26 protein-coding genes are annotated in these 23,013 nt (G+C 62.9%); 16 read left to right on the top strand and 10 right to left on the bottom strand.

The annotated features are described in order from the left end of the window. Nucleotides 1-8: 8 nt before the first annotated feature. A complete protein-coding gene (locus tag NKH59_RS19190; RefSeq protein WP_353022732.1) occupies nt 9-1,631 on the bottom strand; it encodes an FAD-binding oxidoreductase in 1,623 nt (540 codons plus the stop codon). A gap of 118 nt (nt 1,632-1,749) precedes the next feature. Here NKH59_RS19190 and NKH59_RS19185 point away from each other — a divergent pair, with 118 nt between their 5' ends. Next, the gene (locus tag NKH59_RS19185; protein ID WP_353022730.1) at nt 1,750-1,965 is read left to right on the top strand and encodes a hypothetical protein; all 216 of its coding nucleotides are present in this window, start codon (nt 1,750-1,752) and stop codon (nt 1,963-1,965) included. 5 nt (nt 1,966-1,970) lie between these two features. Next, complete coding sequence (locus NKH59_RS19180; RefSeq protein ID WP_353022770.1) at nt 1,971-2,243, top strand: YegJ family protein; 273 nt, start codon at nt 1,971-1,973, stop codon at nt 2,241-2,243. A 15-nt stretch (nt 2,244-2,258) separates the two neighbouring features. Here the strand turns inward: NKH59_RS19180 and NKH59_RS19175 are convergent, their stop codons facing one another. Together NKH59_RS19175 and NKH59_RS19170 are read right to left on the bottom strand one after the other, a co-directional pair. After that, on the bottom strand, nt 2,259-3,230 hold the full coding sequence (locus tag NKH59_RS19175; protein WP_353022728.1) for a DUF3137 domain-containing protein: 972 nt from the start codon (nt 3,228-3,230) through the stop codon (nt 2,259-2,261). A 72-nt stretch (nt 3,231-3,302) separates the two neighbouring features. Further along, a complete protein-coding gene (locus tag NKH59_RS19170) occupies nt 3,303-4,343 on the bottom strand; it encodes a CapA family protein (RefSeq protein ID WP_352921141.1) in 1,041 nt (346 codons plus the stop codon). Between the two features lie 141 nt (nt 4,344-4,484). On the opposite strand from NKH59_RS19170, the gene NKH59_RS19165 reads away from it, so the two are divergent. The 6 genes from NKH59_RS19165 to NKH59_RS19140 all read left to right on the top strand — a co-directional run bounded on the left by NKH59_RS19165 (nt 4,485) and on the right by NKH59_RS19140 (nt 12,368). After that, on the top strand, nt 4,485-5,738 hold the full coding sequence (locus NKH59_RS19165; RefSeq protein WP_353022727.1) for a hypothetical protein: 1,254 nt from the start codon (nt 4,485-4,487) through the stop codon (nt 5,736-5,738). A gap of 113 nt (nt 5,739-5,851) precedes the next feature. After that, complete coding sequence (gene uvrB, locus NKH59_RS19160; protein WP_353022725.1) at nt 5,852-9,142, top strand: excinuclease ABC subunit UvrB; 3,291 nt, start codon at nt 5,852-5,854, stop codon at nt 9,140-9,142. 432 nt (nt 9,143-9,574) lie between these two features. Then, the gene (locus tag NKH59_RS19155) at nt 9,575-11,104 is read left to right on the top strand and encodes an ABC-F family ATP-binding cassette domain-containing protein (protein WP_353022723.1); all 1,530 of its coding nucleotides are present in this window, start codon (nt 9,575-9,577) and stop codon (nt 11,102-11,104) included. 75 nt (nt 11,105-11,179) lie between these two features. Beyond that, entirely contained in the window at nt 11,180-11,380 is a 201-nt protein-coding gene (locus NKH59_RS19150; RefSeq protein WP_352816210.1) for a hypothetical protein, read from the top strand. A gap of 127 nt (nt 11,381-11,507) precedes the next feature. Next, nucleotides 11,508-11,936, top strand: coding sequence for a VOC family protein (locus NKH59_RS19145; protein ID WP_352541022.1), 429 nt, complete (start codon nt 11,508-11,510; stop codon nt 11,934-11,936). A gap of 78 nt (nt 11,937-12,014) precedes the next feature. Further along, nucleotides 12,015-12,368 carry a DUF1428 domain-containing protein gene (locus tag NKH59_RS19140; RefSeq protein WP_353022721.1) on the top strand — a complete coding sequence of 118 codons (354 nt, stop codon included), beginning with the start codon at nt 12,015-12,017 and terminating at the stop codon, nt 12,366-12,368. Here the strand turns inward: NKH59_RS19140 and NKH59_RS19135 are convergent. From NKH59_RS19135 to NKH59_RS19125, 3 genes are all read right to left on the bottom strand, one after another. After that, the gene (locus NKH59_RS19135) at nt 12,355-14,010 is read right to left on the bottom strand and encodes a tetratricopeptide repeat-containing sulfotransferase family protein (RefSeq protein WP_353022719.1); all 1,656 of its coding nucleotides are present in this window, start codon (nt 14,008-14,010) and stop codon (nt 12,355-12,357) included. The two genes, NKH59_RS19140 and NKH59_RS19135, sit on opposite strands and share 14 nt — an antisense overlap. 184 nt (nt 14,011-14,194) lie before the next feature. Beyond that, on the bottom strand, nt 14,195-14,461 hold the full coding sequence (locus NKH59_RS19130; RefSeq protein WP_352683477.1) for a DUF1488 family protein: 267 nt from the start codon (nt 14,459-14,461) through the stop codon (nt 14,195-14,197). Nucleotides 14,462-14,471: 10 nt separating this feature from the next. After that, a complete protein-coding gene (locus NKH59_RS19125; RefSeq protein WP_023678406.1) occupies nt 14,472-14,654 on the bottom strand; it encodes a hypothetical protein in 183 nt (60 codons plus the stop codon). A 368-nt stretch (nt 14,655-15,022) separates the two neighbouring features. Here NKH59_RS19125 and NKH59_RS19120 point away from each other — a divergent pair, with 368 nt between their 5' ends. Both NKH59_RS19120 and NKH59_RS19115 read left to right on the top strand, forming a co-directional pair. Beyond that, entirely contained in the window at nt 15,023-15,289 is a 267-nt protein-coding gene (locus tag NKH59_RS19120) for a hypothetical protein (RefSeq protein ID WP_352469759.1), read from the top strand. Continuing rightward, nucleotides 15,286-15,531 (top strand): hypothetical protein, encoded by a 246-nt coding sequence (locus tag NKH59_RS19115; protein WP_023678408.1) that lies wholly within the window; start codon nt 15,286-15,288, stop codon nt 15,529-15,531. Before NKH59_RS19120 ends, NKH59_RS19115 begins: the two co-directional genes overlap by 4 nt. A gap of 127 nt (nt 15,532-15,658) precedes the next feature. Here the strand turns inward: NKH59_RS19115 and NKH59_RS19110 are convergent, their stop codons facing one another. Next, complete coding sequence (locus NKH59_RS19110) at nt 15,659-16,060, bottom strand: Kazal-type serine protease inhibitor family protein (protein ID WP_023678409.1); 402 nt, start codon at nt 16,058-16,060, stop codon at nt 15,659-15,661. A 490-nt stretch (nt 16,061-16,550) separates the two neighbouring features. On the opposite strand from NKH59_RS19110, the gene NKH59_RS19105 reads away from it, so the two are divergent. From NKH59_RS19105 to NKH59_RS19095, 3 genes are all read left to right on the top strand, one after another. Beyond that, the gene (locus NKH59_RS19105) at nt 16,551-16,763 is read left to right on the top strand and encodes a cold-shock protein (protein WP_006202520.1); all 213 of its coding nucleotides are present in this window, start codon (nt 16,551-16,553) and stop codon (nt 16,761-16,763) included. Nucleotides 16,764-16,990: 227 nt separating this feature from the next. Further along, complete coding sequence (locus tag NKH59_RS19100; protein WP_006202521.1) at nt 16,991-17,203, top strand: cold-shock protein; 213 nt, start codon at nt 16,991-16,993, stop codon at nt 17,201-17,203. 191 nt (nt 17,204-17,394) lie between these two features. Further along, nucleotides 17,395-17,805: a BA14K family protein gene (locus NKH59_RS19095; RefSeq protein WP_023678410.1), complete on the top strand. Its 411-nt coding sequence runs from the start codon at nt 17,395-17,397 to the stop codon at nt 17,803-17,805. A gap of 69 nt (nt 17,806-17,874) precedes the next feature. Here the strand turns inward: NKH59_RS19095 and NKH59_RS19090 are convergent, their stop codons facing one another. The 3 genes from NKH59_RS19090 to NKH59_RS19080 form a co-directional block, all read right to left on the bottom strand. Next, the gene (locus tag NKH59_RS19090) at nt 17,875-18,516 is read right to left on the bottom strand and encodes an MBL fold metallo-hydrolase (RefSeq protein WP_353022717.1); all 642 of its coding nucleotides are present in this window, start codon (nt 18,514-18,516) and stop codon (nt 17,875-17,877) included. Nucleotides 18,517-18,692: 176 nt separating this feature from the next. Beyond that, nucleotides 18,693-19,004: a hypothetical protein gene (locus tag NKH59_RS19085; protein WP_352450492.1), complete on the bottom strand. Its 312-nt coding sequence runs from the start codon at nt 19,002-19,004 to the stop codon at nt 18,693-18,695. Between the two features lie 145 nt (nt 19,005-19,149). Then, a complete protein-coding gene (locus NKH59_RS19080; RefSeq protein ID WP_352450493.1) occupies nt 19,150-20,043 on the bottom strand; it encodes a branched-chain amino acid aminotransferase in 894 nt (297 codons plus the stop codon). Between the two features lie 249 nt (nt 20,044-20,292). Between NKH59_RS19080 and NKH59_RS19075 the strand changes: the two genes are divergently transcribed. The 3 genes from NKH59_RS19075 to NKH59_RS19065 are packed head-to-tail and all read left to right on the top strand — an operon-like array spanning nt 20,293 to nt 22,992. Beyond that, nucleotides 20,293-20,820 carry a MarR family winged helix-turn-helix transcriptional regulator gene (locus tag NKH59_RS19075; protein ID WP_352456926.1) on the top strand — a complete coding sequence of 176 codons (528 nt, stop codon included), beginning with the start codon at nt 20,293-20,295 and terminating at the stop codon, nt 20,818-20,820. Further along, on the top strand, nt 20,807-21,526 hold the full coding sequence (locus tag NKH59_RS19070) for a response regulator (RefSeq protein WP_023678415.1): 720 nt from the start codon (nt 20,807-20,809) through the stop codon (nt 21,524-21,526). Before NKH59_RS19075 ends, NKH59_RS19070 begins: the two co-directional genes overlap by 14 nt. A gap of 50 nt (nt 21,527-21,576) precedes the next feature. Further along, complete coding sequence (locus NKH59_RS19065; RefSeq protein ID WP_352541020.1) at nt 21,577-22,992, top strand: ATP-binding protein; 1,416 nt, start codon at nt 21,577-21,579, stop codon at nt 22,990-22,992. Nucleotides 22,993-23,013: the final 21 nt, after the last annotated feature.

The raw sequence follows: 23,013 nt of genomic DNA, 5'->3' as shown, positions 1-23,013 counted from the left end.
CCGCCGCTTCAGGCCGTGCCGATCAGTGCCTTGACGGCGCGATAAAAAATCGACGAAAACAGCTCGCCCGGATCGTATTGCAGCTTCTTCGCCAGGAAGGACGGCAGTTCCGGATAGGAGGCAAGCAGCTCCTTGCCTGTGTAGTGGAGCTGGTAGGGCAGGAAAAAACGCCCGCCATGCTTGATCGTCACGTCGATCAGCGCCCTTGTCAGCGCCCGCATCCTGGCATTGCCGTCAGCGTTTGTCGGCTGATTGATGTAGAGCACCAGCGAATAGGCCGGCTCCGGCGCATAATTCAGCGCCACATCCTCCTTGTGGACGATGCGTACCGACGCGTTGAGCACCGGCAGGGTCTGGTTGCGCAGGATCTCGCGCGCTTCCGCGATGAACGGGTTATAGGCCGCCCGCGGGATGAAATACTCGTGCAGGATGTCGGTCTCGTCGAGCAGATCGTTGAACAGATAGGGCACTGAATCGTGCATCGGGTTGTTGCGGGTGACCAGGCAGGCCTCGCCCTCGCCCATTGCCGTCGTCCGCGCCACCGTGCAGCTCTCGAATTGCGGCTCCAGCGTCTTTTCGGTGAACCATTTCAGCTCCTGGAACAGGCTGCCCCATTTCGCCAGGTTGATGATCACCCGCTTGAGCCCGACCGAACCCGGTTCACCGATTGCCGGCTGGTCGGCCGGCGGCTGGTCGGCGACCTTGTCATAGCGGTAGACGATCATATCCTCGAGGAAATTGCCCGGCGCAGTCGACAGATGCCCATAAAACAGACCGATCGCCCTGTTTGGCTCCAGAACCTCGGCGAAGAACGTCGGGAAATCGTCCGATTTTATGATCTCGCGCGAGGTCCGGTAGACGGCGTTGTCGACGATGTCGAGTGTCGCCTCCAGCACCACGCCGAACAGGCCGTAGCCGCCGACGACGTGGCGGAACAGCTCGGTATTTTCGGCCGGTGAGCAGGTCGTCACCGAACCGTCCGCCAGCATCACCCGCATCGATCGGATCGAACCGGCGACCGAGCCGGCCTGGTGGTCCATGCCATGCGCGTTGACCGACAGCGAGCCGCCGACCGAAAAGATGTCGGTCGACTGCATCGCCTTCACCGCGAAGCGCGGGTGCAAAAGGTTCTGGATGTCGTGCCAGCGCGCGCCCGGCTGCAAGGTCAGCGTCTTTGCAGCCGGGTCGATACTGACCTTGTTGAATTTACGCATGTCGAGGACCAGCGCGTTGTCGTCGAAGGCGTGGCCGCCCATCGAATGGCGCACCGCCGCGACCGAGACCTTCAGGCCATTGGCGCGGGCAAAGGCCAGCGCGCTCGCGATGTGGTCTTCCTTGCTGACTTCGATAACGCCGTAGACCGGTGTCATCGACAGGCCGCTGGCATCGTTGATGTTGCCGCCCTTGGTCAGCCATGGCAGCGCCGGATCGTAGGCTGGCGGGCCCTCCAGCGGCTTCTGCGCCAGGTCGATTCCGTCAATGTCGGCGATGCGCCCGGAATTCTTCTGCCCCGACGGACCGCGCGCCAGCCGCGCCACGGTCGTGCCGCCCCAGAGCATCGCGCCGCCGACCACGGTCGTACCCAGCAGCAGCCGCCGCGACAGGCGAAACCCCTTGCGTTCTTCGACCATAGCCCCACCCCACTGCCCCAGGAATAGCGCCTGATGGAGACAAAAACCAGTTGCCAATCAGACGTTCGGCGAACGATGATCCGGTTTGTCTGGCGAAAATGTCGAAAGCAGTCGCATCATGAAGCTTGCAGCCCGTATCGCGCTTGCCCTGTTGCTTGCGTTTGCTCCGGCATCAGCCGACGCGCAGACTCCTGGTCAAGGCGACGACAAGGTCGTCAGCGTAGCTGGCGACGATCCGGAGATTGCGGCCGCTATCGAGCAGGCGCGTGCCAGCCTCGACGACTTCCTGGTATTGGCCGACGCACGCCATCCGGAACGGCCGACTTCCAATTGAAAGTCGTGGTCAGGGACGGGGACGCCACTGAACATTTCTGGGTCTTTCCCTTCCACCGGACGGCGGCCGGATTTGCAGGAACCTTGGACAACGAGCCGCAGACCGTGCACAACGTCGTGGCAGGCCAGGAGATCGAATTCAGCCGGGACGATATTTCCGACTGGGGCTACATGAAGAACGGCCGCCGGGTGGGAAGTTTCACTGTCTGCGTTCTCTTCAAAAAAATGTCGAAGGAAGACGCCGACTATTATCGCCAGAACTATGGCTTCGATTGCTGACGGCTGAATTCTAGTTCAACCGGCTTCTACATCCTTCACGCCGATCTTGCGGACCAGTGCCGCGGTCGCCAGGATCGTGGCCATGTCGGCGATCATCGGCGCAACATGCTTGGCATAGTCGAGCGGCACAGAGATGTCCGGCAGTTCGAAGAAGTTCTTCGTCTGCGGAAGCAGCAGAAAGCCGTCGCTGCCGTTGAGCGCGACGCGTGCCGGTTCCTTCGGCCATGTTTCGCCAAGCCATTCGAGCGCCTGCGCCAGCCGGCCGGTCACCAGCGGCCGCGCCGCTTCGATGTTGTCGGTGTGGAACTCGTAGGCGGCGTCGAGTTCGGGTACGCCGCATGACAGTTGTTCCGTCTTGCTGCCGAACATGCCTCGGAAGAAACCTACCACCATATTGGCACGGCGCGCCGCCACCAAGATTCCCGGGAACGGCGCAATGGTGTCGAACGCGATAATGACGCCCTTGAACGCCTGAGATGTGGTCTTGCCGTTCCTCTCCAGCAGCGTCACCTCATAGAGCTCGAACGCAAAGCCTTCATACCGACCGGAGACGACGTCCTCGAAATACGAACGGTTGAACACGCCAATCGTCTCGCGCGGCAGCCGATCGAAGGAGTTCGGCGTTACGCCATGCTGATAGCGCACGTCCTGGATGAAGCCGAAGACGATCGGCAGCAAACTGTTGCGGAACGTCTGCTGCAATTTGCGCGCCGGCCTGATCGCCTGGAGATAGAGCAGGATCGCCGCCAGGAACCCGCCGATATAGAGGAACACATGCGGGGTCGAGAACCACTGCTCGTTGGGGTCGGCAACCCCGTTGAAGAGCCAGGCCACCAGCGCCACGAAGACAACCACCGATCCGATGAAAAGTGGCACCCGCCAGTGCGTCCGGCGATAGGCCGAAGCCCTTTGCGCCTCGTAGGCCTCGATGTCCTTCCTGAGGCCGGCGATCACCGCTTCGCTCGGCATGAAATCCGCAGTTTCCATCACCCACCCGCCCCACAAGCCCGCCCGCGTTGGGCATGATAGCCGGTTTGGTGGACCGCGTCAGCGCAGCTGTCAGCGCCCGGCACCGAAGATCGCATCGAGGCGGGCCAGAACCATTTGCCTGGATTTTCCCGCCAACGTTTCAACCGGCATCAGCCGCTCGTGATCGCCGGCGCGCAGCCGCATGAAAGCATGCAGCCGGTAGGCGGCGATGGCCCCGCGCGTGCCGGGATCGTCGCTGATGTCGACGACGAGAATGGCGCCGATGCGGCCGGGCCATGGCTGGCGCGCGAAGGCGGTGCCGATGAAATCGCCGAGCCCATAGGCGACGAGCGTCTTGCCGATCCGCTCGATCGGCTGCACGACATGGGCATGATGCCCGGCGATCAGGCCGACGCCATGTTCGGCCAGAAGTCGCGCCATTGCCCGCGTCTTCGCACGTGGAAAATGCCGGAATTCCCAATCCCAATGCGGCACCGCGCAGAGGAGGTCGACACCCGAAGCGGCAGCGTGCGGCCATTGCGTCGGATCGGCTTGCATCGAGACTCGGCCCGCCAACTGAGCCTCGTCGGTATTGCGCCACAAGGTAAAGGCGGCAAGGCCTATGGTCAGCGAACCAACCGCAAACCGCTCGACCGGAGCCGCACTGCCGATCGTGCGGATGCCTAATTGCTCCAGCGCGGCGACGGTCTCGTCGAAGCCGGCAATACCCTGGTCGAGCACATGGTTGTTGGCCAGCGACAGCACCAGTTTTTCACGCGAAATGCCGGCGGCGGCCAGCGCCTCGGCAAGGAACCGCTCGCTCATCGCGTGGTGCGTGCCGAGCCTGGTGCCCCAAACAGCGCTCGGCCGCTCCACCACCGGGCTTTCGCAATTGCCGACCACCAGATCGGCCGAGGCAAGCAGTGCCGCAATCGCCGGATCGCAGTCCGGCGCGCGGCGATTGGCCACCGCCGAGATATCGCCGACGAAAGCCAGCCGCACCGTCCGCGCCGGCAGTGGTTCGAGCAGGGCTGCGGCCGCCGGAGCAAAGCCGCGCGCGTCGCCATTGAGCGAAGGCCGGAGAAAACGCGGCAGCCACGACAGTTTGTAGGAAAGCGGATAGTTCGACACGCGACGCCCAATCGTTTGCCTTGTGTAGACCGTCCGCCGGATTGATTGAAGCGTCGACTGTTGTGGGTGAACCGCAGGCCACAGGCGCAGCGAACCAAATGCGTGTATGATCCACTGCGGAGCGACAAAGGGGCGATCACGATGACGCGTTTTTCCAGGCTGGTGGCGTGCGCCATCATTCTTCTCCTGCCGCTGGCTTCACCCAGCGCCGCGGCTCCCGAAGCGGCGGCCCTGTTCGAGGCAAAAATCGTAGCCGAACGCGACAGCGCTCTTGCCGCTCTGGAAGCCGCCGTGCCAGGCGATCCGGCAGCCGCCTACGCCGCCGGCGCCGGCGAATTCTTCACCGCGCTGGAGATCCTGGCCGGCGGCCTGCACCGCCACGGTTTCGACAGCCCGCAATCCTTCATGCTGCCGCTGATGCGGCTGCCGGTGCCGGACAATGCCAATCCCGAGCCGCTGACCTACGAACAATTCCGCGCCATTCTCGTCGCCTTCCGCGACCGGCTGGAGAAATCCGCAGCCACGCTCGGTTCGGTACCCCCCGACGCCGACATCGGCATGGTCATCGACCTCACCCGCCTCGGCATCGACCTCAACGAGGACGGCACGATCGCGCCGGACGAGAGCGCCGCCGCGATCATGGCGTCTCTGTCACGCGGCGGTGGTGCGCCAGACGCGGCCGCACCCGCCCTCACCTTCCGCTTCGACCGCGCCGACGGCTATTGGCTGCAGGGCTATGCCGAGTTCCTGATGGCGCAGGCCGACTTCTGGCTGGCGCATGATTTCAGAAACACGTTCGACGGCTCCTTCCACATGCTGTTCCCGCGCGCAAAACTGCCGCTGCAGGATACGCTCGTGCCGCTGGACGGTGGCACGAATGGCGGCATCCTGACGTCCGAATGGCGACTAGCCGACTTTATCTCCCTGGTGCATCTCATTAACTGGCAAGTGGTCGAGCCTGAGCGCCGGCAAGCGGCACGCCGCCATCTCATGGAAATGATCCGGCTGTCGCGCGAGGACTGGAAAGCCATCCGCGCCGAAACCGACAATGACCGCGAATGGCTGCCCGGGCCGCAGCAGAAAGGCACCAGCCCGCTGACCGGTCTCGAAGTTGGTGAGCAGCAGGTACAGGCCTGGCTCGCCGCCCTTGATATGGCCGAGGATCTGCTGGAGGGACGCACCTTGCTGCCGCATTTCCGCAGCGCCGACAAAGGCATCAACATGAAGCGCTTCTTCGGCGAGCCGAAGCCCTTCGATCTGGTGCTGTCGATCACCGGCCCGGCCATCGCGCCCTATCTCGAACGCGGCAAGATTCTCACCAGCGAGGAGTTCGATCAGATCCAGCGCCAATTCGGCGGCGCCGGGTTTCTGACATTTGCGCTGTGGTTTAATTGAGCGGCGCACTTCGACGTTGCTCCTGACAGCCTGCTGTCAGCAGCCAAATTGCGCGCGGCACCCTTCACCACTCCGCTCTTTCCATTTTGGCCGATACCTCCCATATTCGGGCCATGGCCAGACTCCCCGACAAGAAAACGCCGCCGCCGGCGAATGACGAGCGCGCTTCGCCGCACAAGCGGCGCAGTCCGCTGACCGATTTCCTCGATGCGTCGGAGCCCCTGTACAAGGGCGGCTTTGCCGAGGCGCCGCAGACCGAGTTCACCGGCGCCCCGCTGACCGGCTCGATCGCCGACTGGGCCGAACAGATCGAGCAGGAAGCCGAGAAGGAAGGGCGTCAAATCTCCCCCCTCGAGGGGGAGATGTCGCCGAAGGCGACAGAGGGGGTCGGCAAAGGAAGCGCTCGGCATCAAGGGTCGCCGAGCACTGCCGCACCGACCCCACCCGGCGGCTCCGCCGCCACCCTCCCCTCGAGGGGGAGGGAAGGCGCCAAGTCTGCCAAGAAAATCCCGGAGCGCTCCTCTTCTCCCGGCCGTACGGCACGCGGCACCTCGATGGGCGGCGCGGCTTCGGCGCGGGAGCGCACTGCGGCCGGTCTCAACCCTGTCGCTGGCCTCGATGTCTCCCTGGAAGAGGCCGAGACCATGGCCTCGGGCGGCGTCACCGCGACCGTCGCGGCGCTGTCGGCGCTGATCGAATCCGGCAATCCGCTGCACAAGGACGGCGTGCTGTGGACGCCGCACCGCCCTGCCCGGCCTGAGAAATCCGAAGGTGGCATCGCCATCAGGATGGTCTCGGATTTCGAGCCGGCCGGCGACCAGCCGACGGCGATCAAGGATCTCGTCGAAGGCGTCGACCGCAACGACCGCACCCAGGTGCTGCTCGGCGTCACCGGCTCGGGCAAGACCTTCACCATGGCCAAGGTGATCGAGGAGACGCAGCGCCCCGCTCTGATCCTGGCGCCCAACAAGACGTTGGCTGCGCAGCTCTACTCCGAGTTCAAGAAATTCTTCCCGGAAAACGCCGTCGAGTATTTCGTCAGTTACTACGACTATTACCAGCCGGAGGCCTATGTGCCACGGACCGACACCTACATCGAGAAGGAATCCTCGATCAACGAGCAGATCGACCGCATGCGCCATTCGGCGACGCGTTCGCTGCTTGAGCGCGACGACGTCATCATCGTCGCCTCGGTGTCCTGCATCTACGGTATCGGCTCGGTCGAGACCTACACGGCGATGACCTTCCAGATGCAGATCGGCGACCGGCTCGACCAGCGCGCGCTGCTCGCCGACCTCGTCGCCCAGCAATACAAGCGCCAGGATATCAATTTCGTCCGCGGTTCGTTCCGGGTGCGCGGCGACACGATCGAGATCTTCCCGGCCCACCTTGAGGATCGCGCCTGGCGCATCTCGCTGTTCGGCGACGAGATCGAGGCGATCACCGAGTTCGATCCGCTGACCGGCCAGAAGACCGGCGAGCTGAAGAGCGTCAAGATCTACGCCAATTCGCACTATGTGACGCCGCGGCCGACCTTGAATCAAGCCATCAAGTCGATCAAGGAAGAACTGAAGTATCGCCTGCAAGAGCTTGAAAAGGCTGGCCGCCTGCTTGAGGCGCAGCGGCTTGAGCAGCGCACCCGCTTCGACCTGGAGATGCTGGAGGCGACCGGGTCCTGCGCCGGCATCGAGAACTATTCGCGCTATCTGACCGGCCGCCAGCCGGGCGATCCGCCTCCAACCTTGTTCGAATACATACCCGACAATGCGCTGGTCTTCGTCGACGAAAGTCACGTCACCATACCGCAGATCGGCGGCATGTATCGCGGCGACTTTCGTCGCAAGGCGACGCTGGCCGAGTATGGTTTCCGCCTGCCGTCCTGCATGGACAACCGGCCGCTGCGCTTCGAGGAATGGGACGCCATGCGCCCGCTCTCCGTCGCGGTTTCGGCGACGCCCGGCGCCTGGGAGATGGAGCAGTCCGGCGGCGTCTTCGCCGAGCAGGTCATCCGCCCGACCGGCCTCATCGACCCGCCGGTCGAAGTACGCCCGGCCAAGACGCAGGTCGACGACGTCGTCGGCGAAATCCGCGAAACCACGAAGGCCGGCTACCGCACGCTGGTGACCGTGCTGACCAAGCGCATGGCCGAGGATTTGACCGAATATCTGCATGAGCAAGGCATACGCGTGCGCTATATGCACTCCGACATCGACACGCTGGAGCGCATCGAGATCCTGCGCGACCTGCGCCTCGGCGCCTTCGACGTGCTCGTCGGCATCAACCTGTTGCGCGAAGGCCTCGACATTCCCGAATGCGGTTTCGTCGCCATTCTCGATGCCGACAAGGAAGGTTTCCTGCGCTCCGAGACATCGCTGATCCAGACGATCGGCCGCGCCGCCAGAAACGTCGACGGCAAGGTCATCCTCTATGCCGACCAGATCACCGGCTCGATGGAGCGGGCAATGGCCGAGACCAACCGCCGTCGCGAAAAGCAGATGGAGTGGAACGCGGCCAACGGCATCACGCCGGAATCGGTCAAGTCGCGCATTTCGGACATCCTGGACTCGGTCTACGAAAAAGATCATGTCCGCGCCGATATCTCGCAGTTCACCGACAGCGCCGGCGCGATGATGGGCAACAATCTGAAAGCGCATCTCGACGCCCTGGACAAGCAGATGCGCGATGCCGCCGCCAATCTCGATTTCGAGAAGGCAGCCCGTATCCGCGACGAGATCAAGCGGCTGCGCGAGATGGAGCTGTCCATCTCCGACGATCCGCTGGCCAAATATGCCGACATGGAAAGCCCGGTCTCGGGCCGCGAAAAGGGCAAGCACAACAAGGGCGTGGCCAAACACCGTACATCGGAGGAACAGGAGCGTTTCCGCAAGCTCGACGAGGCACGTTCGGCCGAAGAGGCGGCCCGGCCCAACCTCTTCCGCAAGCCGGCACTCGACGAGATGGGCGCCGACGGCGCCGTGCCGGTGAAGAAGCCGCTGTTTTCGAAGCCCTCGCTCGACGCCATGGGGCCGGGCACGGATATGCCGACCCCGGCCGGCGCAGTGTCGCGTTCGCTGTTCAAGAAGCAGTCGGCCGAAGAGGCGCACGGCTCCGACTTCGGCATCCCGGGCGAACCGACCAAGCCGCTATTCAAGAAGAACTCGCTCGACGAGATGACCGTGCGGCGGACGGAAAAGCCGGTCGAAGGAAAGGTGCCAGCGAAACCACAGCCGATCTCCCCCCGTGTGGGGGAGATGCGCGGCAGGGCAGAGGGGGGGGCAAAGGAACGCAACGATTCCGCCAAACCCATTGTCCGCCAGCGCAGTGGTATCGGCTCCTACGAAGACCCGGCCGACGCCCGCCGTGAAAAGCGCCGCCCCGGCAAGACGGGGCGCCCGGGACGCTAGCGAGCTTCCCTTCTCCCCTTGGGGGAGAAGGTGGATCGGCGCGCAGCGCCGAGACGGTTGAGGGGTGCTGGACGGATCGCCGTCGGTGCCAAGCTGGAGCACCCCTCATCCGACCGCTTCGCGGCCACCTTCTCCCACAAGTGGAGAAGGGGGAGCCCAGCCACTTGCCATCGGCCCTAGCCTTGGTGTAGCCAGTTTCTACAACTCGAACGTCTTGAAAGGAGGGCTGCGTGTTATTTTCTCACCACCGTCAGCGCGGCCCTGTCTTTGCCCTGCGAGCTAGCTTGCAGGGCTGACCAGGGACGGTCCGGGTTTTTCCCCGCTTCGATTTTTTGGTCTGCCCTTCGTGGTGCGCAATGCCGAGCCTAATGGCTGGCACGTGCACCGTCAAAGTGCATTGAGCCGGGCTCCGGCAAGACCAGAGAAATCAAAATGGCCCTGATCAGCCTCAAATCCCTCGGCGTCACCCTGAATGCGCCGCTGTTTTCCAACCTCGACCTCACCATCGGCACCGGCGACCGGCTCGGCATCGTCGCCGCCAATGGGCGCGGCAAATCCACTTTGCTGAAGTGCCTGACCGGCGAGATGGAGCCGACATCAGGCGACATCACCCGTACGCGCGGCCTGCGCGTCGGCTATGTCGAGCAAGTCGTCCCGGCAGCGCTGGCCGGGCGCAGCTTCCAGCAGGTGGTCGCTGATGCCTTGCCGGCCGGACAGGTCGAAAGCGAACAATGGCGCGTCGATGTGGTTCTTGACTCGCTTGACGTGCCAGAACCGATGCGCGGGCGGCCAATGCAGGCGCTGAGCGGCGGCTGGCAAAGGCTGGCGTTGATCGCCCGCGTCTGGGTCACCGATCCCGACGTCCTGCTTCTCGACGAGCCGACCAACCATCTCGACCTCGGCAAGATCAGCCAGCTCGAGACCTGGCTGAACGCGCTGCCGCGCGAGGTGCCGGTGGTGATCGCCAGCCATGACAGGGCGTTCCTCGATGCCACGACCAACCGCACGCTGTTCCTGCGTCCCGAACAATCACCGGTGTTTTCGCTGCCCTATTCGCGGGCGAGGCTTGCGCTGGACGAGGTCGACGCCTCGACCGAACGCAAGTTCCAGCGCGACATGAAAGTGGCGCAGCAGCTGCGCCGGCAAGCGGCCAAGCTCAACAATATCGGCATCAATTCCGGCAGCGACCTTTTGACGGTCAAGACCAAGCAGCTCAACCAGCGGGCAGAGCGCCTGGAAGAAGCGGCAGCGCCGGCACACCGCGAAAAGTCGGCGGGCGCGATCAAGCTTGCCAACCGCGGCAGCCATGCCAAGGTGCTGATCACGCTCGACGAGTTGGTGGTCGGAACACCTGACGGCACGGTTCTGTTCAGCACCGGCAAGCGCCACATCTGCCAAGGCGACCGCATCGTCCTGCTCGGCCGTAACGGCGTCGGCAAATCACGGCTGATCGGCCTGATCCGGAACGCCATCGTCGAGCCGGAAACGGCGGCGCAAAGCCTGAAGGTGACGCCGTCGACGGTGCTCGGCTATAGCGACCAGGCATTGTCGGGCATCGGCGGCGACGACACGCCGCTGGCGATGCTCTCGCGCAGATTCGATGTCGGCGAGCAGCGCGCCCGCTCGCTGCTGGCGGGCGCCGGCGTCAGCATCGACATGCAGGAGCGCAGGATCGGCGTGCTGTCGGGCGGGCAGAAGGCGCGGCTGATGATGCTGGCGCTCAGGCTCGCCAATCCCAATTTCTATTTGCTCGACGAGCCGACCAATCATTTCGATATCGATGGCCAGGAAGCGCTGGAAGCGGAATTGCTGGAACGTCAGGCGAGCTGCCTGCTTGCCTCGCACGACCGCTCCTTCATCCGCGCGGTTGGCAACCGCTTCTGGCTGATCGAGAAACGGCGGCTGACCGAGATCGATAGCCCGGAGGAGTTCTTCCGGGAGGTTGCCGAAGCCGGCGGCTGAAGGCTTGCGGAAAAAAATTCCGGCGCTCTGTCGGTTGATGATCGCATGCCACGTCCTTGGGTTGCCGACACGGTGATGCCGGCGCCAATCGAGGAGAAAGCAATGTCTATTCTGTCATCCATAGGTCACGCCGTGACGCGTTACTCGGCGGCTCGCGCCCGTTATCGCAGCGAACGCGCCATCCTTTCATTGCCGATCGAGCTGCGCAAAGATATTGGCTGGCCGGAAATCGTCGTCGACGCGCAAAACAGCCCGCGGATTCGCATGGAAGGTTGAAAGGTGGCAGTTGGCCGTCGCGGCAGGCGCCATTTCGAATCCAAAAAACATCGGCCGTGTAGGATCGTCGCCGTTCCGTTCGTCCTGTGGTTCGCAAAGGCAAACCAGACGCAAAGAGGAGCATGACATGAATGACCAGCCGCAGACCCAGCCCGCCGCCAAAGTGCTTGGCGGATTGACGCCCTACCTTCAGTTGGATGGCGCTTTCAAAGCCGCCGAATTTTACCGAAAGGCCTTCGGTGCCGAGCAGGTCTTTGCCTATCCGCCGGACGAACAGGGCCGTACCATGCATATCCATCTCCACATCAACGGTTCGACCCTGATGCTTTCCGACTTCTATCCCGAGCATGGAATGGCCGCTGTGAAGCCGCAGGGCTACACCATGCAGCTCCATCTCGGCAGCGACGACATCGACGCCTGGTGGCAGCGGGCCATCGAGGCGGGCTGCGAGGAAGTCGTGCCGTTGCAAGTGATGTTCTGGGGTGATCGCTGGGGCAATATGCGTGATCCGTTCGGCGTCGAATGGGCAATGAACGCACCGGTGAAAGCAGCTTAGCATTCCACACAGGCTGTGTCTGAAATCACCTCTCCCCGCTCTAATGGGAGAGGAAAACGATCACATGGAGGAAGTCAGATGTCCTATGTCGACGGTTTCGTACTGGCCGTGCCCAAGGCAAATCTCGATGCCTACAAGAAAATGGCGCAGACGGCCGGCGCCGTCTGGAAGGAGCACGGTGCTCTTGCCTACGTCGAATGCGTCGGCGACGACGTCCCTTATGGCGAGCTCACCTCGTTCCCGCGCGCCGTACAGGCCAAGGACGACGAGGTCGTCATCTTCTCGTGGGTGGTCTACGAATCGCGCCAGAGCCGCGACGCGGTGATGGCCAAGGTGATGGCCGACCCGCGCCTCAAGTCGGACTGGGAGACCATGCCATTCGACGGCAAGCGCATGATCTTTGGCGGTTTTCAGCCCTTCATCGAGCTGTAGGCGCCCCTCGATCAAGTTTGTCGTGCAGCGGCTTCAGCCGGTCGCCATAGCGCTTCCACAGGTCGACCGAGCCCTGATACATCGGCTGGCGCACTTGCGCAGCCGACGCCGTTCGCACCGGCCGGTCGGTCTCGTGGAACGACAGCACGGCGTCGTCCCACGGCAGGCCGAGATGGGCGATCAGCGCCCGCGACCGGCCTTCCTGGTCGGCGACGAAATCCTCGTAGCGAACGTCGTGCACGACATCAGGCAGCACGGCATGCCAGTGCGCCATGATGTCGGTGTACAGATTGTGGAAATCGGCGAGCTCGTCGAGATCGTAGCCGTAGCGATGGCTGTCGCCGCGGAAGTGCACCTTGTAGATCGACAGGCAGGTCGCCGCCGCATCGCGCGCGCAATGGATGATCTTGGCCCGCGGCAGCATCATGTGGATGAAACCGACCAACAGGAAATTGCCGGGCATCTTGTCGGTGACGTGTCGAGAACCCGGATAGCGGGCGTGCAGCATGTCGAGATAGGCCTGGCCGGCCTCGGCATAGGCCTTGTCGGGCATGTCGGCAATGCCCCAGGGAAAGCCGCCCTTCATGCTGAGCGGAAACTGCTTGCCGACCGCCGTCTTCAATATGCTGAGCTCGCCGGCGCCATAGACCTGCGGATGGCTGGCGATGATCTGCTCGACCAGCGTGGTGCCGGAACGCGGCATGCCGACGACGAAGATCGGAGTGTCCTCGGCTATCTCGCTCGGCTTGTGCCTTTCAAAAAAGGCCTTGTCGAACACCGCCTTCATCGCCTCGAACTCGCCGCGCGTCTTGCCGGCGTCGTAGTCGATGCCCTGGCGGCGGATCGCGTTGCCTTCGGCGAAATAGTCGAAGGCGCGGCCATACTCCCTGAGGTCGTCATTGGCCTTGCCGAGACCGAAGGAAAGCTGCATGCGCGCCAGGCTGCCTTGCGGCGCCTTGGCGTGCTCCGCCTCCATGCGGGCAAGCTCGGCGTCGCGCTCCTTTTGGCGCTTGACCTGGGTAAGCATCAGCCAGGCCCTCGCCATGCCGGGGTCCACAGCCAGCGCCTGCCTGAAAAGATCCGCAGCCTGGTCGAGATTGCCCTTTTCCATCAGCCCGACACCCAGGCCGTGCAAAAGATCGGCATCCTTCGGCCGGATCGTCAGCGCCTCGCGAAAAACAGCCAGTGCCTCATCCAGCCGGCCCGCTTCCTGCAGCGTTTCGGCAAGCCCGACGCGGGCGCGGACATGGAACGGGTTACGGCCCATCGTGCCGCGATAAATATCCTCGGCGCCTTCGAATTGGCCGAGCTGCTTCAGCGACGAGCCGAGATTGTCACGCGCCGCCAACTGGTCCGGCCGAATCGTCACCACCTTGCGGAAGAGATCGGCGGCGGCCGCGACCCGGCCGAGGTCGCGCAGCACGGTGCCGAGATTGTTGAGGAAATCCGGATTGTTCGGTTGCAGACGCACCGATTGTTCGATCAGCGCCAGCCCCTCGGCGCTGCGCCCGGTCTGGTGCAGCAGAAGCCCGAGGAAATGCGCAGCAGCCGGGTGGTTGGCCTTTTGCGCCAGCACCTGTCGGTAAAGCGCCTCGGCTTCCTGCCGGCGCCCGGCCTGGTGCAGCTGCAGCGCCTGCTGCACGTGCTGGTCGAGCCCCAGCGGCGGCTGTCCGCCTGAGCCGTAACGTGCGCCTGCCGGTTGTCTCGGATCTCTGTTGATGGGAAACCTGCCGTGTTGTCCGCCTGCCGCGATCTAGGCCATCGCTGCGGCGCGTGCAAGAGCAGACGGCGGTCGCTACGAAGCAAAACTTCGAACCCGGGGGAGCCTACCGAAAGTCGGCCGGCGTCAGCACATACATGTTCCTGCGGCCGTGCGAGTAGGCTTGGCGCGCAATCTCGTGGATCGACGAACGCTTGGCGTCGAAGGCGCTGAGAAATTCGGCCTCGGCTCCGCTTGCTGCCGGGTTTGCCGCCGAAAGTGCCGCGACCTCGACAAAGAACGGGACTTCGAGCATGCCGTCATGGCCGACGAAACGAATGCGCTTGGCCGCCGGGTCATAGGAGCGGCTGGGATTGGGAAAATTGAGCGTCATGGCTTGCGCGTCAAATCAGGCGGTTGCTTTCGGCAAGCTGGCGCGCCCGCCGCGCCGTGCCGTCGGTGTCGGCAATCCTTCGCCTTGCCGCCTCGTCGCTTCTTATCGTGAGACGCGGCGACAAGACCTTTATCGGCTTTGCGACAGGACTGACTGCAACTGTCGGGACATCCGGTGTTCTTGCGGAGTTCATGACTCTCTTCCTTCCATTGCTAGATAAATACAAATGCCGGAGGAATTTTTTCGGAAGTTCTTCAAACAATTTTTGAGGTGCACCGGGACCGTATCATCGTTCTGCGGATAACTATAGAAAAGTAATTTGACGTTGGTAGGGGTAAGAGGCCGAAAACTTCTTGAATAAGTCGTATTTTCAGACTAGAGGTATGAAACCGTTTGGGTCATGCTTGGCCCCGCGGTGTCAGGGATTCTCGGCCCGCCAAACTTATCCAAATCGCCGACACCTGGTACCGCAATGCAGGCTCCGCTTCCGGGGCAGGCCGGAAAGAAACTTCAAGGCACGAGAACTTCAAGGCACAAGCGAGAACTTCGAGGCGCACAAGAATGTCTGCTCGCACCACCCATTCCATAGCGCATTTCGCGGCACCTTTCGTGCTTGGCGGGCTGGATGGCATGCAGCCGGCCGGCGACTATGACATCGACCACGACGAAGAACTGATCGACGGCATGTCCTGGCCTGCCTGGCGCCGCGTCGCCACTTTCATCCATCTGCCGGCAAGGACAGTGAAAAGCGCGACCAGCCAGCTTGTCGCCATTGACCATGCCGAGCTCGACGCAGCGCTTCGGCACGACCAGGAGAATGTCACATGATCCGCTTCCAGCAGAATGCGCGGCGCACGGACACGCCGGCGCATATCTTCACCGTCGGCCAGACCGTCCGCATGAAGAGCCGCACCGGCCTTGCCCAAAAGACCGCGGAGCTGTTCCAGATCAAGAGCCGGCTGCCGGTCAAGGACGGCTCGCCGCAATATCGCATCCGCAGCGATCAGGAGACCTATGAGCGGGTCACCACGGAAGACAATCTCGAACCGGTCGACAACCCGGCCAACTGAGCCGACGCGCCACAACGCTGCTTCACATGCTGATAATGCCGCAGATCCGCATCTCCAACGGGAACGGCGCTGAGCTCTACGCCGGCCCCCAGATGGTGCTTATCCGGCCAGGCTGTAGGTCGGTGCGCTAGCAGGGCCCGTCATCGACGACGCGATAATCCGCCGCGCGGGCTTCGCATTCGTTGGGGAATGTGCGCAGTTCGCCATGGCGACGGGCACAGACTGGGCGGTATTCGCGGGTGCAGAATGTCTGCTCCTCACCGCCACCACCACCGCCGCGGCACTCGCCCTCGCGAATGATGCGGTATCCGGCCCGTTCGGCAAGGCAGGCATTGGCGAAGGTCTGGCGGTCGCCGCCGCGCCGGGCACAGACCGGGTCATATTGCCTAGTGCAGAATTGCGGCCCCGGCCGTGGCGGGCGCGGCCCCGGCCCCTCATCATCCACCACGACGGTGCAGGCTGCGAGAATTGCCGACAGGAACAGGATGGAAAAAACCTGCCGCGGAAAGATTGCCGCAAGAAACCGCATGAATGTTCTCTCCCTCGAAACTCCTGCCTGCACAAATGGTGCCTGGGTCAGGCCAATCCTCGTCATTCCGCTGCCAGATGCAACCCCTGTTTGCAACTGGCGAGCCAGGGCGGTATGCCGGCGCAAGCCAAGACAGCACCTGCCCCGCTGGCTGGACCATGCCTGGGTGAAGTCTGGCCGATGACCGCGCAGAGAACCGGGACTATCGGTGCGATGCGTCGGGATGCGCCTGTTGGGGCCGCCCGCGGCTGTGTCTTGCAAGCATCACGTTTCCGTGCGATAAATTTTGTGTTCGGGCATTTGCGACCCGGAGAGCGGAACGTTTTGGACGACCTTTCCCCGATACTGTGAATCTCTGACAGCCCCGTTTTCGGCGGGGGGTTTTACCCATGCGCCAATGCATGACTGCCGAAGCAACCACCGGGACTTGCCCAGGCGCCAGGCGGCGGGCGGAACCACCAAGACTGACACGGGTGAAGGAGTTTCCCCAATGGCCCAGACCGGCACCGTTAAATTCTTCAACGCTACCAAAGGCTTCGGCTTCATCACGCCCGATGGCGGCGCCAAGGATGTGTTCGTCCACATCTCGGCGATCGAGGCTTCCGGGCTGCGCACGCTCGTCGACGGTCAGAAGGTCACCTTCGATGTCGAGCCCGACCGTATGGGCAAGGGTCCGAAAGCGGTCAATCTCCGCGCCGCCTGAACGGCGGCGTGCCGCGCGTCCTTTCGGGGTGTGAGGATGCTGCAAGGCTTTTGAGTGAACTTGAATTCTGTAAAGGCGCGGCGGTTTTCGTCGCGCCTTTTGTGTTCCGGGATGCTTGCCGGCACCCGCAAAACTTTCTCTTGCCGATGGCACTAAAATAAAGGACAAATTTCCGTCCGGGCATTTGCCGGCCCGAGACTGGACTTGTGGGATCAAAGGAGCTTCCCATGCCGCAGACCGGCACCGTCAAATTCTTCAATCACGCCAAGGGCTTCGGCTTCATCACGCCGGACGACGGGGCAAAGGATGTCTTCGTCCATATTTCGGCCGTGCAGGCGTCGGGTCTTCCCGGTCTCGAGGATGGGCAGAAAGTGACATTCGACACCGAGCCGGACAAGCGCGGCAAGGGTCCGAAAGCCGTCAACCTGTCGATCGGCTGAACCACCCCCGGGCAGAATGGACGTGGGCCGGTCTGGCCTGCGGTATTTGCCGCACGCTTGAACCGCCCAGTTAGATGAACCGCCTGGCCAAATTTCGTTCAGCCCCCGTTCAGCCACGGTCGCATATTAATCTTCGTTAAAGCCGGACCGCATCCCCCGAAACGACCCGGGCCGGCACGAAGGAGACTGACATGAACCGAATTTTCAAGACTGCCATCCTGTCCGCCGCGGTCGTTGCGACCACGCTTGCGACCTTGCCCGCGGCCAATGCCGACGAATGGCGCCATCACCGCCGGCACCACGGCCACGGCGACGCCGTTGCGGCCGGCGTGCTCGGCCTTGCGGCCGGTGCCCTGATCGGCGGTGCGCTCGCCAGCCCGCAGCCCCGCTATTACGACCCGGCCTATGATGATGAATACTACAGGCCTGCCCCGGTGCGCCGTTATTACGTGCAGCCGCGAGTGGCCTATGCCGAAAGCTATGCGGAGCCGTGGACCCGCGGCTGGTACGAATACTGCTCGGACCGCTACCGGAGCTTCAACGCCCGTACCGGCACGTTCACCGGCTATGACGGCGAACAGCATTTCTGCACCGCCAATTAGCGGAGGCAGTTTCCCGTCGGAAAAAAGCGCGGTCGCACAGGCCGCGCTTTTTGTTTCCGGCAAGCGGTTTCAGACCAGAAAAGGATTGCTCCGCCGCTCCTCACCAAAACGGCCGCCGGGACCATGGCCGCAGATAAAGCCGATGTCGTCGCCCAACGGCAAAAGCTTCTCCTTGATCGAGGCGATCAGCGCGGCGTGGTTGCCGCCCGGCAGATCGGTGCGGCCGACCGAACCGCGGAACAGCACGTCGCCGACATGGGCGAACTTCGCAGCCCGGCTATAGTAGACGACGTGGCCGGGTGCATGGCCCGGACAATGGAGCACCTCGAACACGTGCGAGCCGAACGAAACGGTCTCGCCTTCGGCAAGGAACCGGTCGGGGACACAGTTGCGCACGGGATCGGTGATGCCGTAGCGCTTTGCCTGGTTCTCGAGATTGGCGAGCAGCGGCCGGTCGGCGGCATGCGGACCGATGATCTCGATACCGAGCGCCTCCTTCAACCCCATGGCCCCGCCGGCATGGTCGATATGGCCGTGCGTAATCCAGATCGCGCCGGCAGTGATCGCATTGTCCTCGAGCGCCGCCAGCACCTTGTCGATGTCGCCGCCCGGATCGACGACAACGCCTTGCCTGTCGTCCATGTCGAAGAGGATGGTGCAGTTCTGCTGGAACGGCGTGACCGGCACGATGCCGGCGTTGAGCTGACCCATATTCGTCCTTTCACGCTGTCGGAGCGCTGCGCGTCCCCTCGAACGCGTCAGGAGAGCTCCAACCTTGAACCAGGCCCTGATGTAGAGACACACGCGAACGGCGTCCACCGCTCCCACAAACGGCAAACGAAATGGGCGGCCGAAGCCGCCCATTTGAAAACCTGAAACGTCAAAGCTTATTTCTTCATCGCGTTCATGACCGCACCGATGATGCCGGTCAGGATGGCGCCGCCGCCGGCACCGCCAACGATATTTGAAATGTTCAACGCGCTGCCGGCCCCTGCCGCCGTGGCGGCGGCTGCCGGATCGACCGAGCCACCCAGCAGACTGTTGAGGATGGCCGCACCGCCGACGCCGCCGACAGCGCCGCCCAGGATTTTGGTAAGCTGCCCCATCGCCGCAGTCTTGATAGCCGCGCCAACCGCCTGACCACCGATGATACCCGTAATCACCTGAATAATGATCGGAAGAAGCGTGTTCATATCCATATTTCCAGTCCCTCCATAGCTGCCAGCCTCCCGGGCCGACCCCATCATGAGACGCCGAATTGTGTGAAAGTCAAATGCAGAAGCGCTTAAATAAAAGGGGCGGCCCGAAAACCGCCCTTACTAGTTAAAAAAGCTGTGACTTTCGTTATTCTGCAGCGATTGCGTGCTTGGGCTGAACGGCCGCAGAATAGTCATTCATCAGCGTCTTGGCGATTTCGCCGACCTCGAATCGGTATGGACCGATCTCCGAAACCGGCGTCACCTCGGCTGCCGTCCCGGTGAGGAAGCACTGCTGGAAGCCTTCAAGCTCATCCGGCATGATGGCGCGCTCGATCACCTCCAAACCGCGGTCCTTGGCAAGGCCGATAACCGTGCGGCGGGTGATGCCGTCGAGGAAGCAATCAGGCTTGGGCGTATGGATCTTGCCGTCCTTGACGAAGAAGATGTTGGCGCCTGTCGCTTCCGCCACCTGGCCACGCCAGTCGAGCATCATGGCATCGGCATAGCCCTTGGCCTCGGCGGCATGCTTGGACATGGTGCAGATCATGTAGAGGCCGGCCGCCTTCGATTTCGACGGTGCGGTGCGCGGGTCGGGGCGGCGCCATTCGGCCATGTCGAGGCGGATCCCCTTGAGCTTCTGCGCCGGGTCGAAATAGCTTGGCCACTGCCAGATGGCGATGGCGCAGTTGATCCGACTGTTCTGTGCGGAAACGCCCATCTGTTCGCTGCCGCGCCACGCGATCGGCCGGACATAGGCGTCCTGGAAACCTTGCTTCTTCAACAGCGTGCGGCAGGCGTCGTCGATCTCGGCGACCGAGTAGGGTATCTTGAAGCCAAGCAGGCGCGCCGATTCATGCAGGCGTTCGGTGTGGTCGGTCAGCTTGAAAATTTCGCCCCCATAAGCGCGCTCGCCCTCGAATACCGCGCTGGCGTAGTGCAGCCCGTGGGTCAAGACGTGGATCTTGGCGTCGGCCCATTTGACGAATTCGCCGTTCATCCAGATAAAGCCGTCCAGTTGGTCGAAGGGAACGGATGCCATGGTAACCTCCCGCGGGCGGCAGCCCGCACATCATTGTGTCGTTGCGTGTTTCGCCTCGGCCGCTGCGGGCGGCCATTGTCTCAAAGCGTAGGCGGATATTTAAGGTCTGGCAAACTCAGGAAGTTCCGGAAAAAACGGCTTCGCTTGCCTTTTCGTTCGCAATCCGCCGAAAAGCTTGCCAAAAATTACCATCGCGCGGAAAATACGTCAATAGTGCTGACATAATTTCCTGCTTCACACGGAGAAAAGATGACGAGCCACGCAGCCGCAGAGCCGATCAGGACGGCGATCACCGACGAGGACGGCATCGATTTCGCCATCATCGAGTTGTTCTTCTTCGCCTATCGCGACTTTACCTCCGATCCGGACCAGATCCTGGCCGATTACGGTTTTGGCCGCGCCCATCATCGGGTGTTGCATTTTGTCAATCGCCGGCCCGGCCTGACGGTCGCCGAGCTCCTCGATGTGCTCAAGATCACCAAGCAGAGCCTGGCGCGCGTGCTCAAGCAACTGATCGACACCGACCATATCGTGCAATTGCAGGGCCCCCGCGACCGCCGCCAGCGCGAGCTTTATCCGACGGCCAAGGGCCGTGCTCTGGCGCTGGCACTGGCGCGGCCACAGTCGCGCCGCATCCATGCTGCATTGGAAGATTCCGGAGCCACCGAACGCGCCGTTATCGAACGGTTCCTTGAAGCGATGGTAAATCCGGAACTAAGGGCGCAGATCGACATTGTGCCCGCAAAGATGTCAGGGAAAAACCATGGAGACCATTGAGAGGGTTGATCATCCGACAGCACCGGAAGACGACGCGCCGCATCTGCTGGTGGTCGACGACGACACCCGTATCCGCAATCTTCTGAAACAGTATCTGACCGAAAACGGTTTTCGCGTCACCGTCGCCGGAAATTCCGGCGAGGCGAGGCGCAAGCTCGCCGGCCTCGACTTCGATCTGATCGTGCTCGACGTCATGATGCCGGGTGAAAGCGGCGTCGATCTCACCAAGGCGCTGCGGGCCGAGAAAAACGTGCCGATCCTGATGCTCACCGCACTGTCCGAAACCGACAGCCGGATCACCGGGCTCGAGGCCGGTGCCGACGACTATCTGCCTAAACCGTTCGACCCGCGCGAGCTGATCCTGCGCATCAACAATATCCTGCGCCGCGGCGGCCCCGCGACGACGCCCAAGGTCGAACAGCTGGTCTTTGGCCCCTATACGTTCCAGATCGCCAGGCGTGAGCTGAAGCGCGGCGGCGAGGCGCTCAAGCTGACCGACCGCGAGCAGGAAATCCTGGCGATCTTCGCTGCGCGTGCCGGCGAGACGATACCGCGGCATGAGCTTGTCGGCGATGAATCCGAGGTCGGCGAGCGCACGATCGACGTCCAGATCAACCGGCTGCGCCGCAAGATCGAACGCGATCCGTCCAATCCGGTCTGGCTGCAGACCGTGCGCGGTATTGGGTATCGGCTCAGCGTGGAATAGAATGCCGCCGACAGCGGCCCTTTGCCGGGTCCCGGTGAGCGAAAGGACGAATGGCGACCACGCAACTCGAACGGCCGGGAGATGGCGGCTTCAGCGCCCGCGCGACGCGGGCGCTCAAGGCCGTGCCGCGCGCCTGGAACCGTTTCTGGCGCCTGGTGTCGCTTTACATGCCGAAGCGGCTCTATGCCCGCTCGCTGATCATCGTCATCGCGCCAATGATCATGCTGCAGTCGGTCGTCGCCTTTGTCTTCATGGAGCGCCACTGGCAGACCGTGACGCAACGCCTGTCGCAGGCCACGGTGCGCGACATCGCCGCCATCATCGACCTGATAGAGACCTATCCGCATGACGCCGACTACGCCAACGTCATCCGCATCGCCCAGGATCGCATGCAGCTGAAGGTCGACCTCCTCCCGCCCGACCCGCTGCCGCCACCCGGGCCAAAGCCGTTCTTCTCGATCCTCGACGAGATCCTTTCGTCCGAGATCACCCGCCAGATCAACCGTCCGTTCTGGATCGATACGGTCGGCAATTCCAATATCGTCGAGGTCCGCGTCCAGCTCGAGAACAAGGTGCTGCGCGTCTTCGTGCGCCGCAGCCAGGCCTATGCATCGAACACCCATATTTTCCTGATCTGGATGGTCGGCACCTCGCTGGTGCTGCTGATGATAGCCATTCCCTTCCTGCGCAACCAGATCCGGCCGATTCTGACGCTGGCCGAGGCGGCCGAGAGCTTCGGCAAGGGCCGGCCGATGCCGCGCGATTTTCGCCCGCGCGGCGCGGAGGAAGTCCGCCGCGCCGGCTTTGCCTTCATCCAGATGCGCGAACGCATCGAACGTCAGCTCGAGCAGCGCACCGCCATGCTGAGCGGCGTCAGCCACGATCTGAGGACCATCCTCACCCGCTTCAAGCTGCAATTGGCGCTTGCCGGGACCAAGGCGGCCGATACCCAGGCACTCGACCAGGACATCGACGACATGCAGTCGATGCTGGAAGGCTACCTTGCCTTTGCACGCGGCGAAGCTTCGGAAGATGCCGGTCAGTTCGATCTCGAAGCCTTCTTCGACAAGCTTCGCGAGGAAGCCGCGCTGCGCAAGCGCAAGCTGTCGACCGTGCTTGTCGGCGATCCGCATGTGCACGTGCGCCCCAATGCCTTTGCGCGGCTGCTGTCCAACGTCGTCGGCAATGCATTCCGCTATGCCAAGACGGTGGAGATCAATGCCAATCATGGGCGCGGTTCGCTGCTCGTCACCATCGACGATGACGGCCCGGGAATTCCGCCCGAAAAGCGAGAAGATGTATTCAAGCCGTTCGTGCGGCTGGACGAGGCCCGCAACCTCGACGCCAGCGGCACCGGCCTTGGCCTCTCCATCGCACGAGACATTGCCCGCAGCCATGGTGGCGACATTGTCCTCGAACGCAGCCCGCTCGGCGGCCTTCGGGCGGTGATCAAGGTCCCCGCTTGACGGCAGCGACACCCGGCCTTC

Source organism: Mesorhizobium sp. M0998, from assembly GCF_040318885.1.
In the GTDB taxonomy this organism is placed as follows: domain Bacteria; phylum Pseudomonadota; class Alphaproteobacteria; order Rhizobiales; family Rhizobiaceae; genus Mesorhizobium.
This window is presented reverse-complemented; position numbering and strand designations above follow the sequence as displayed.

Excerpts from the sequence above, each read along its gene's own strand:
- NKH59_RS19190 (WP_353022732.1), bottom strand. The coding sequence starts at position 1,631 with ATGGTCGAAGAACGCAAGGGGTTTCGCCTGTCGCGGCGGCTGCTGCTG.
- NKH59_RS19185 (WP_353022730.1), top strand. The coding sequence starts at position 1,750 with ATGAAGCTTGCAGCCCGTATCGCGCTTGCCCTGTTGCTTGCGTTTGCT.
- NKH59_RS19175 (WP_353022728.1), bottom strand. The coding sequence starts at position 3,230 with ATGGAAACTGCGGATTTCATGCCGAGCGAAGCGGTGATCGCCGGCCTC.
- NKH59_RS19165 (WP_353022727.1), top strand. The coding sequence starts at position 4,485 with ATGACGCGTTTTTCCAGGCTGGTGGCGTGCGCCATCATTCTTCTCCTG.
- uvrB (WP_353022725.1), top strand. The coding sequence starts at position 5,852 with ATGGCCAGACTCCCCGACAAGAAAACGCCGCCGCCGGCGAATGACGAG.
- NKH59_RS19155 (WP_353022723.1), top strand. The coding sequence starts at position 9,575 with ATGGCCCTGATCAGCCTCAAATCCCTCGGCGTCACCCTGAATGCGCCG.
- NKH59_RS19150 (WP_352816210.1), top strand. The coding sequence starts at position 11,180 with ATGCCGGCGCCAATCGAGGAGAAAGCAATGTCTATTCTGTCATCCATA.
- NKH59_RS19145 (WP_352541022.1), top strand. The coding sequence starts at position 11,508 with ATGAATGACCAGCCGCAGACCCAGCCCGCCGCCAAAGTGCTTGGCGGA.
- NKH59_RS19140 (WP_353022721.1), top strand. The coding sequence starts at position 12,015 with ATGTCCTATGTCGACGGTTTCGTACTGGCCGTGCCCAAGGCAAATCTC.
- NKH59_RS19130 (WP_352683477.1), bottom strand. The coding sequence starts at position 14,461 with ATGACGCTCAATTTTCCCAATCCCAGCCGCTCCTATGACCCGGCGGCC.
- NKH59_RS19125 (WP_023678406.1), bottom strand. The coding sequence starts at position 14,654 with ATGAACTCCGCAAGAACACCGGATGTCCCGACAGTTGCAGTCAGTCCT.
- NKH59_RS19120 (WP_352469759.1), top strand. The coding sequence starts at position 15,023 with ATGTCTGCTCGCACCACCCATTCCATAGCGCATTTCGCGGCACCTTTC.
- NKH59_RS19115 (WP_023678408.1), top strand. The coding sequence starts at position 15,286 with ATGATCCGCTTCCAGCAGAATGCGCGGCGCACGGACACGCCGGCGCAT.
- NKH59_RS19110 (WP_023678409.1), bottom strand. The coding sequence starts at position 16,060 with ATGCGGTTTCTTGCGGCAATCTTTCCGCGGCAGGTTTTTTCCATCCTG.
- NKH59_RS19105 (WP_006202520.1), top strand. The coding sequence starts at position 16,551 with ATGGCCCAGACCGGCACCGTTAAATTCTTCAACGCTACCAAAGGCTTC.
- NKH59_RS19100 (WP_006202521.1), top strand. The coding sequence starts at position 16,991 with ATGCCGCAGACCGGCACCGTCAAATTCTTCAATCACGCCAAGGGCTTC.
- NKH59_RS19095 (WP_023678410.1), top strand. The coding sequence starts at position 17,395 with ATGAACCGAATTTTCAAGACTGCCATCCTGTCCGCCGCGGTCGTTGCG.
- NKH59_RS19090 (WP_353022717.1), bottom strand. The coding sequence starts at position 18,516 with ATGGGTCAGCTCAACGCCGGCATCGTGCCGGTCACGCCGTTCCAGCAG.
- NKH59_RS19085 (WP_352450492.1), bottom strand. The coding sequence starts at position 19,004 with ATGGATATGAACACGCTTCTTCCGATCATTATTCAGGTGATTACGGGT.
- NKH59_RS19080 (WP_352450493.1), bottom strand. The coding sequence starts at position 20,043 with ATGGCATCCGTTCCCTTCGACCAACTGGACGGCTTTATCTGGATGAAC.
- NKH59_RS19075 (WP_352456926.1), top strand. The coding sequence starts at position 20,293 with ATGACGAGCCACGCAGCCGCAGAGCCGATCAGGACGGCGATCACCGAC.
- NKH59_RS19070 (WP_023678415.1), top strand. The coding sequence starts at position 20,807 with ATGGAGACCATTGAGAGGGTTGATCATCCGACAGCACCGGAAGACGAC.
- NKH59_RS19065 (WP_352541020.1), top strand. The coding sequence starts at position 21,577 with ATGGCGACCACGCAACTCGAACGGCCGGGAGATGGCGGCTTCAGCGCC.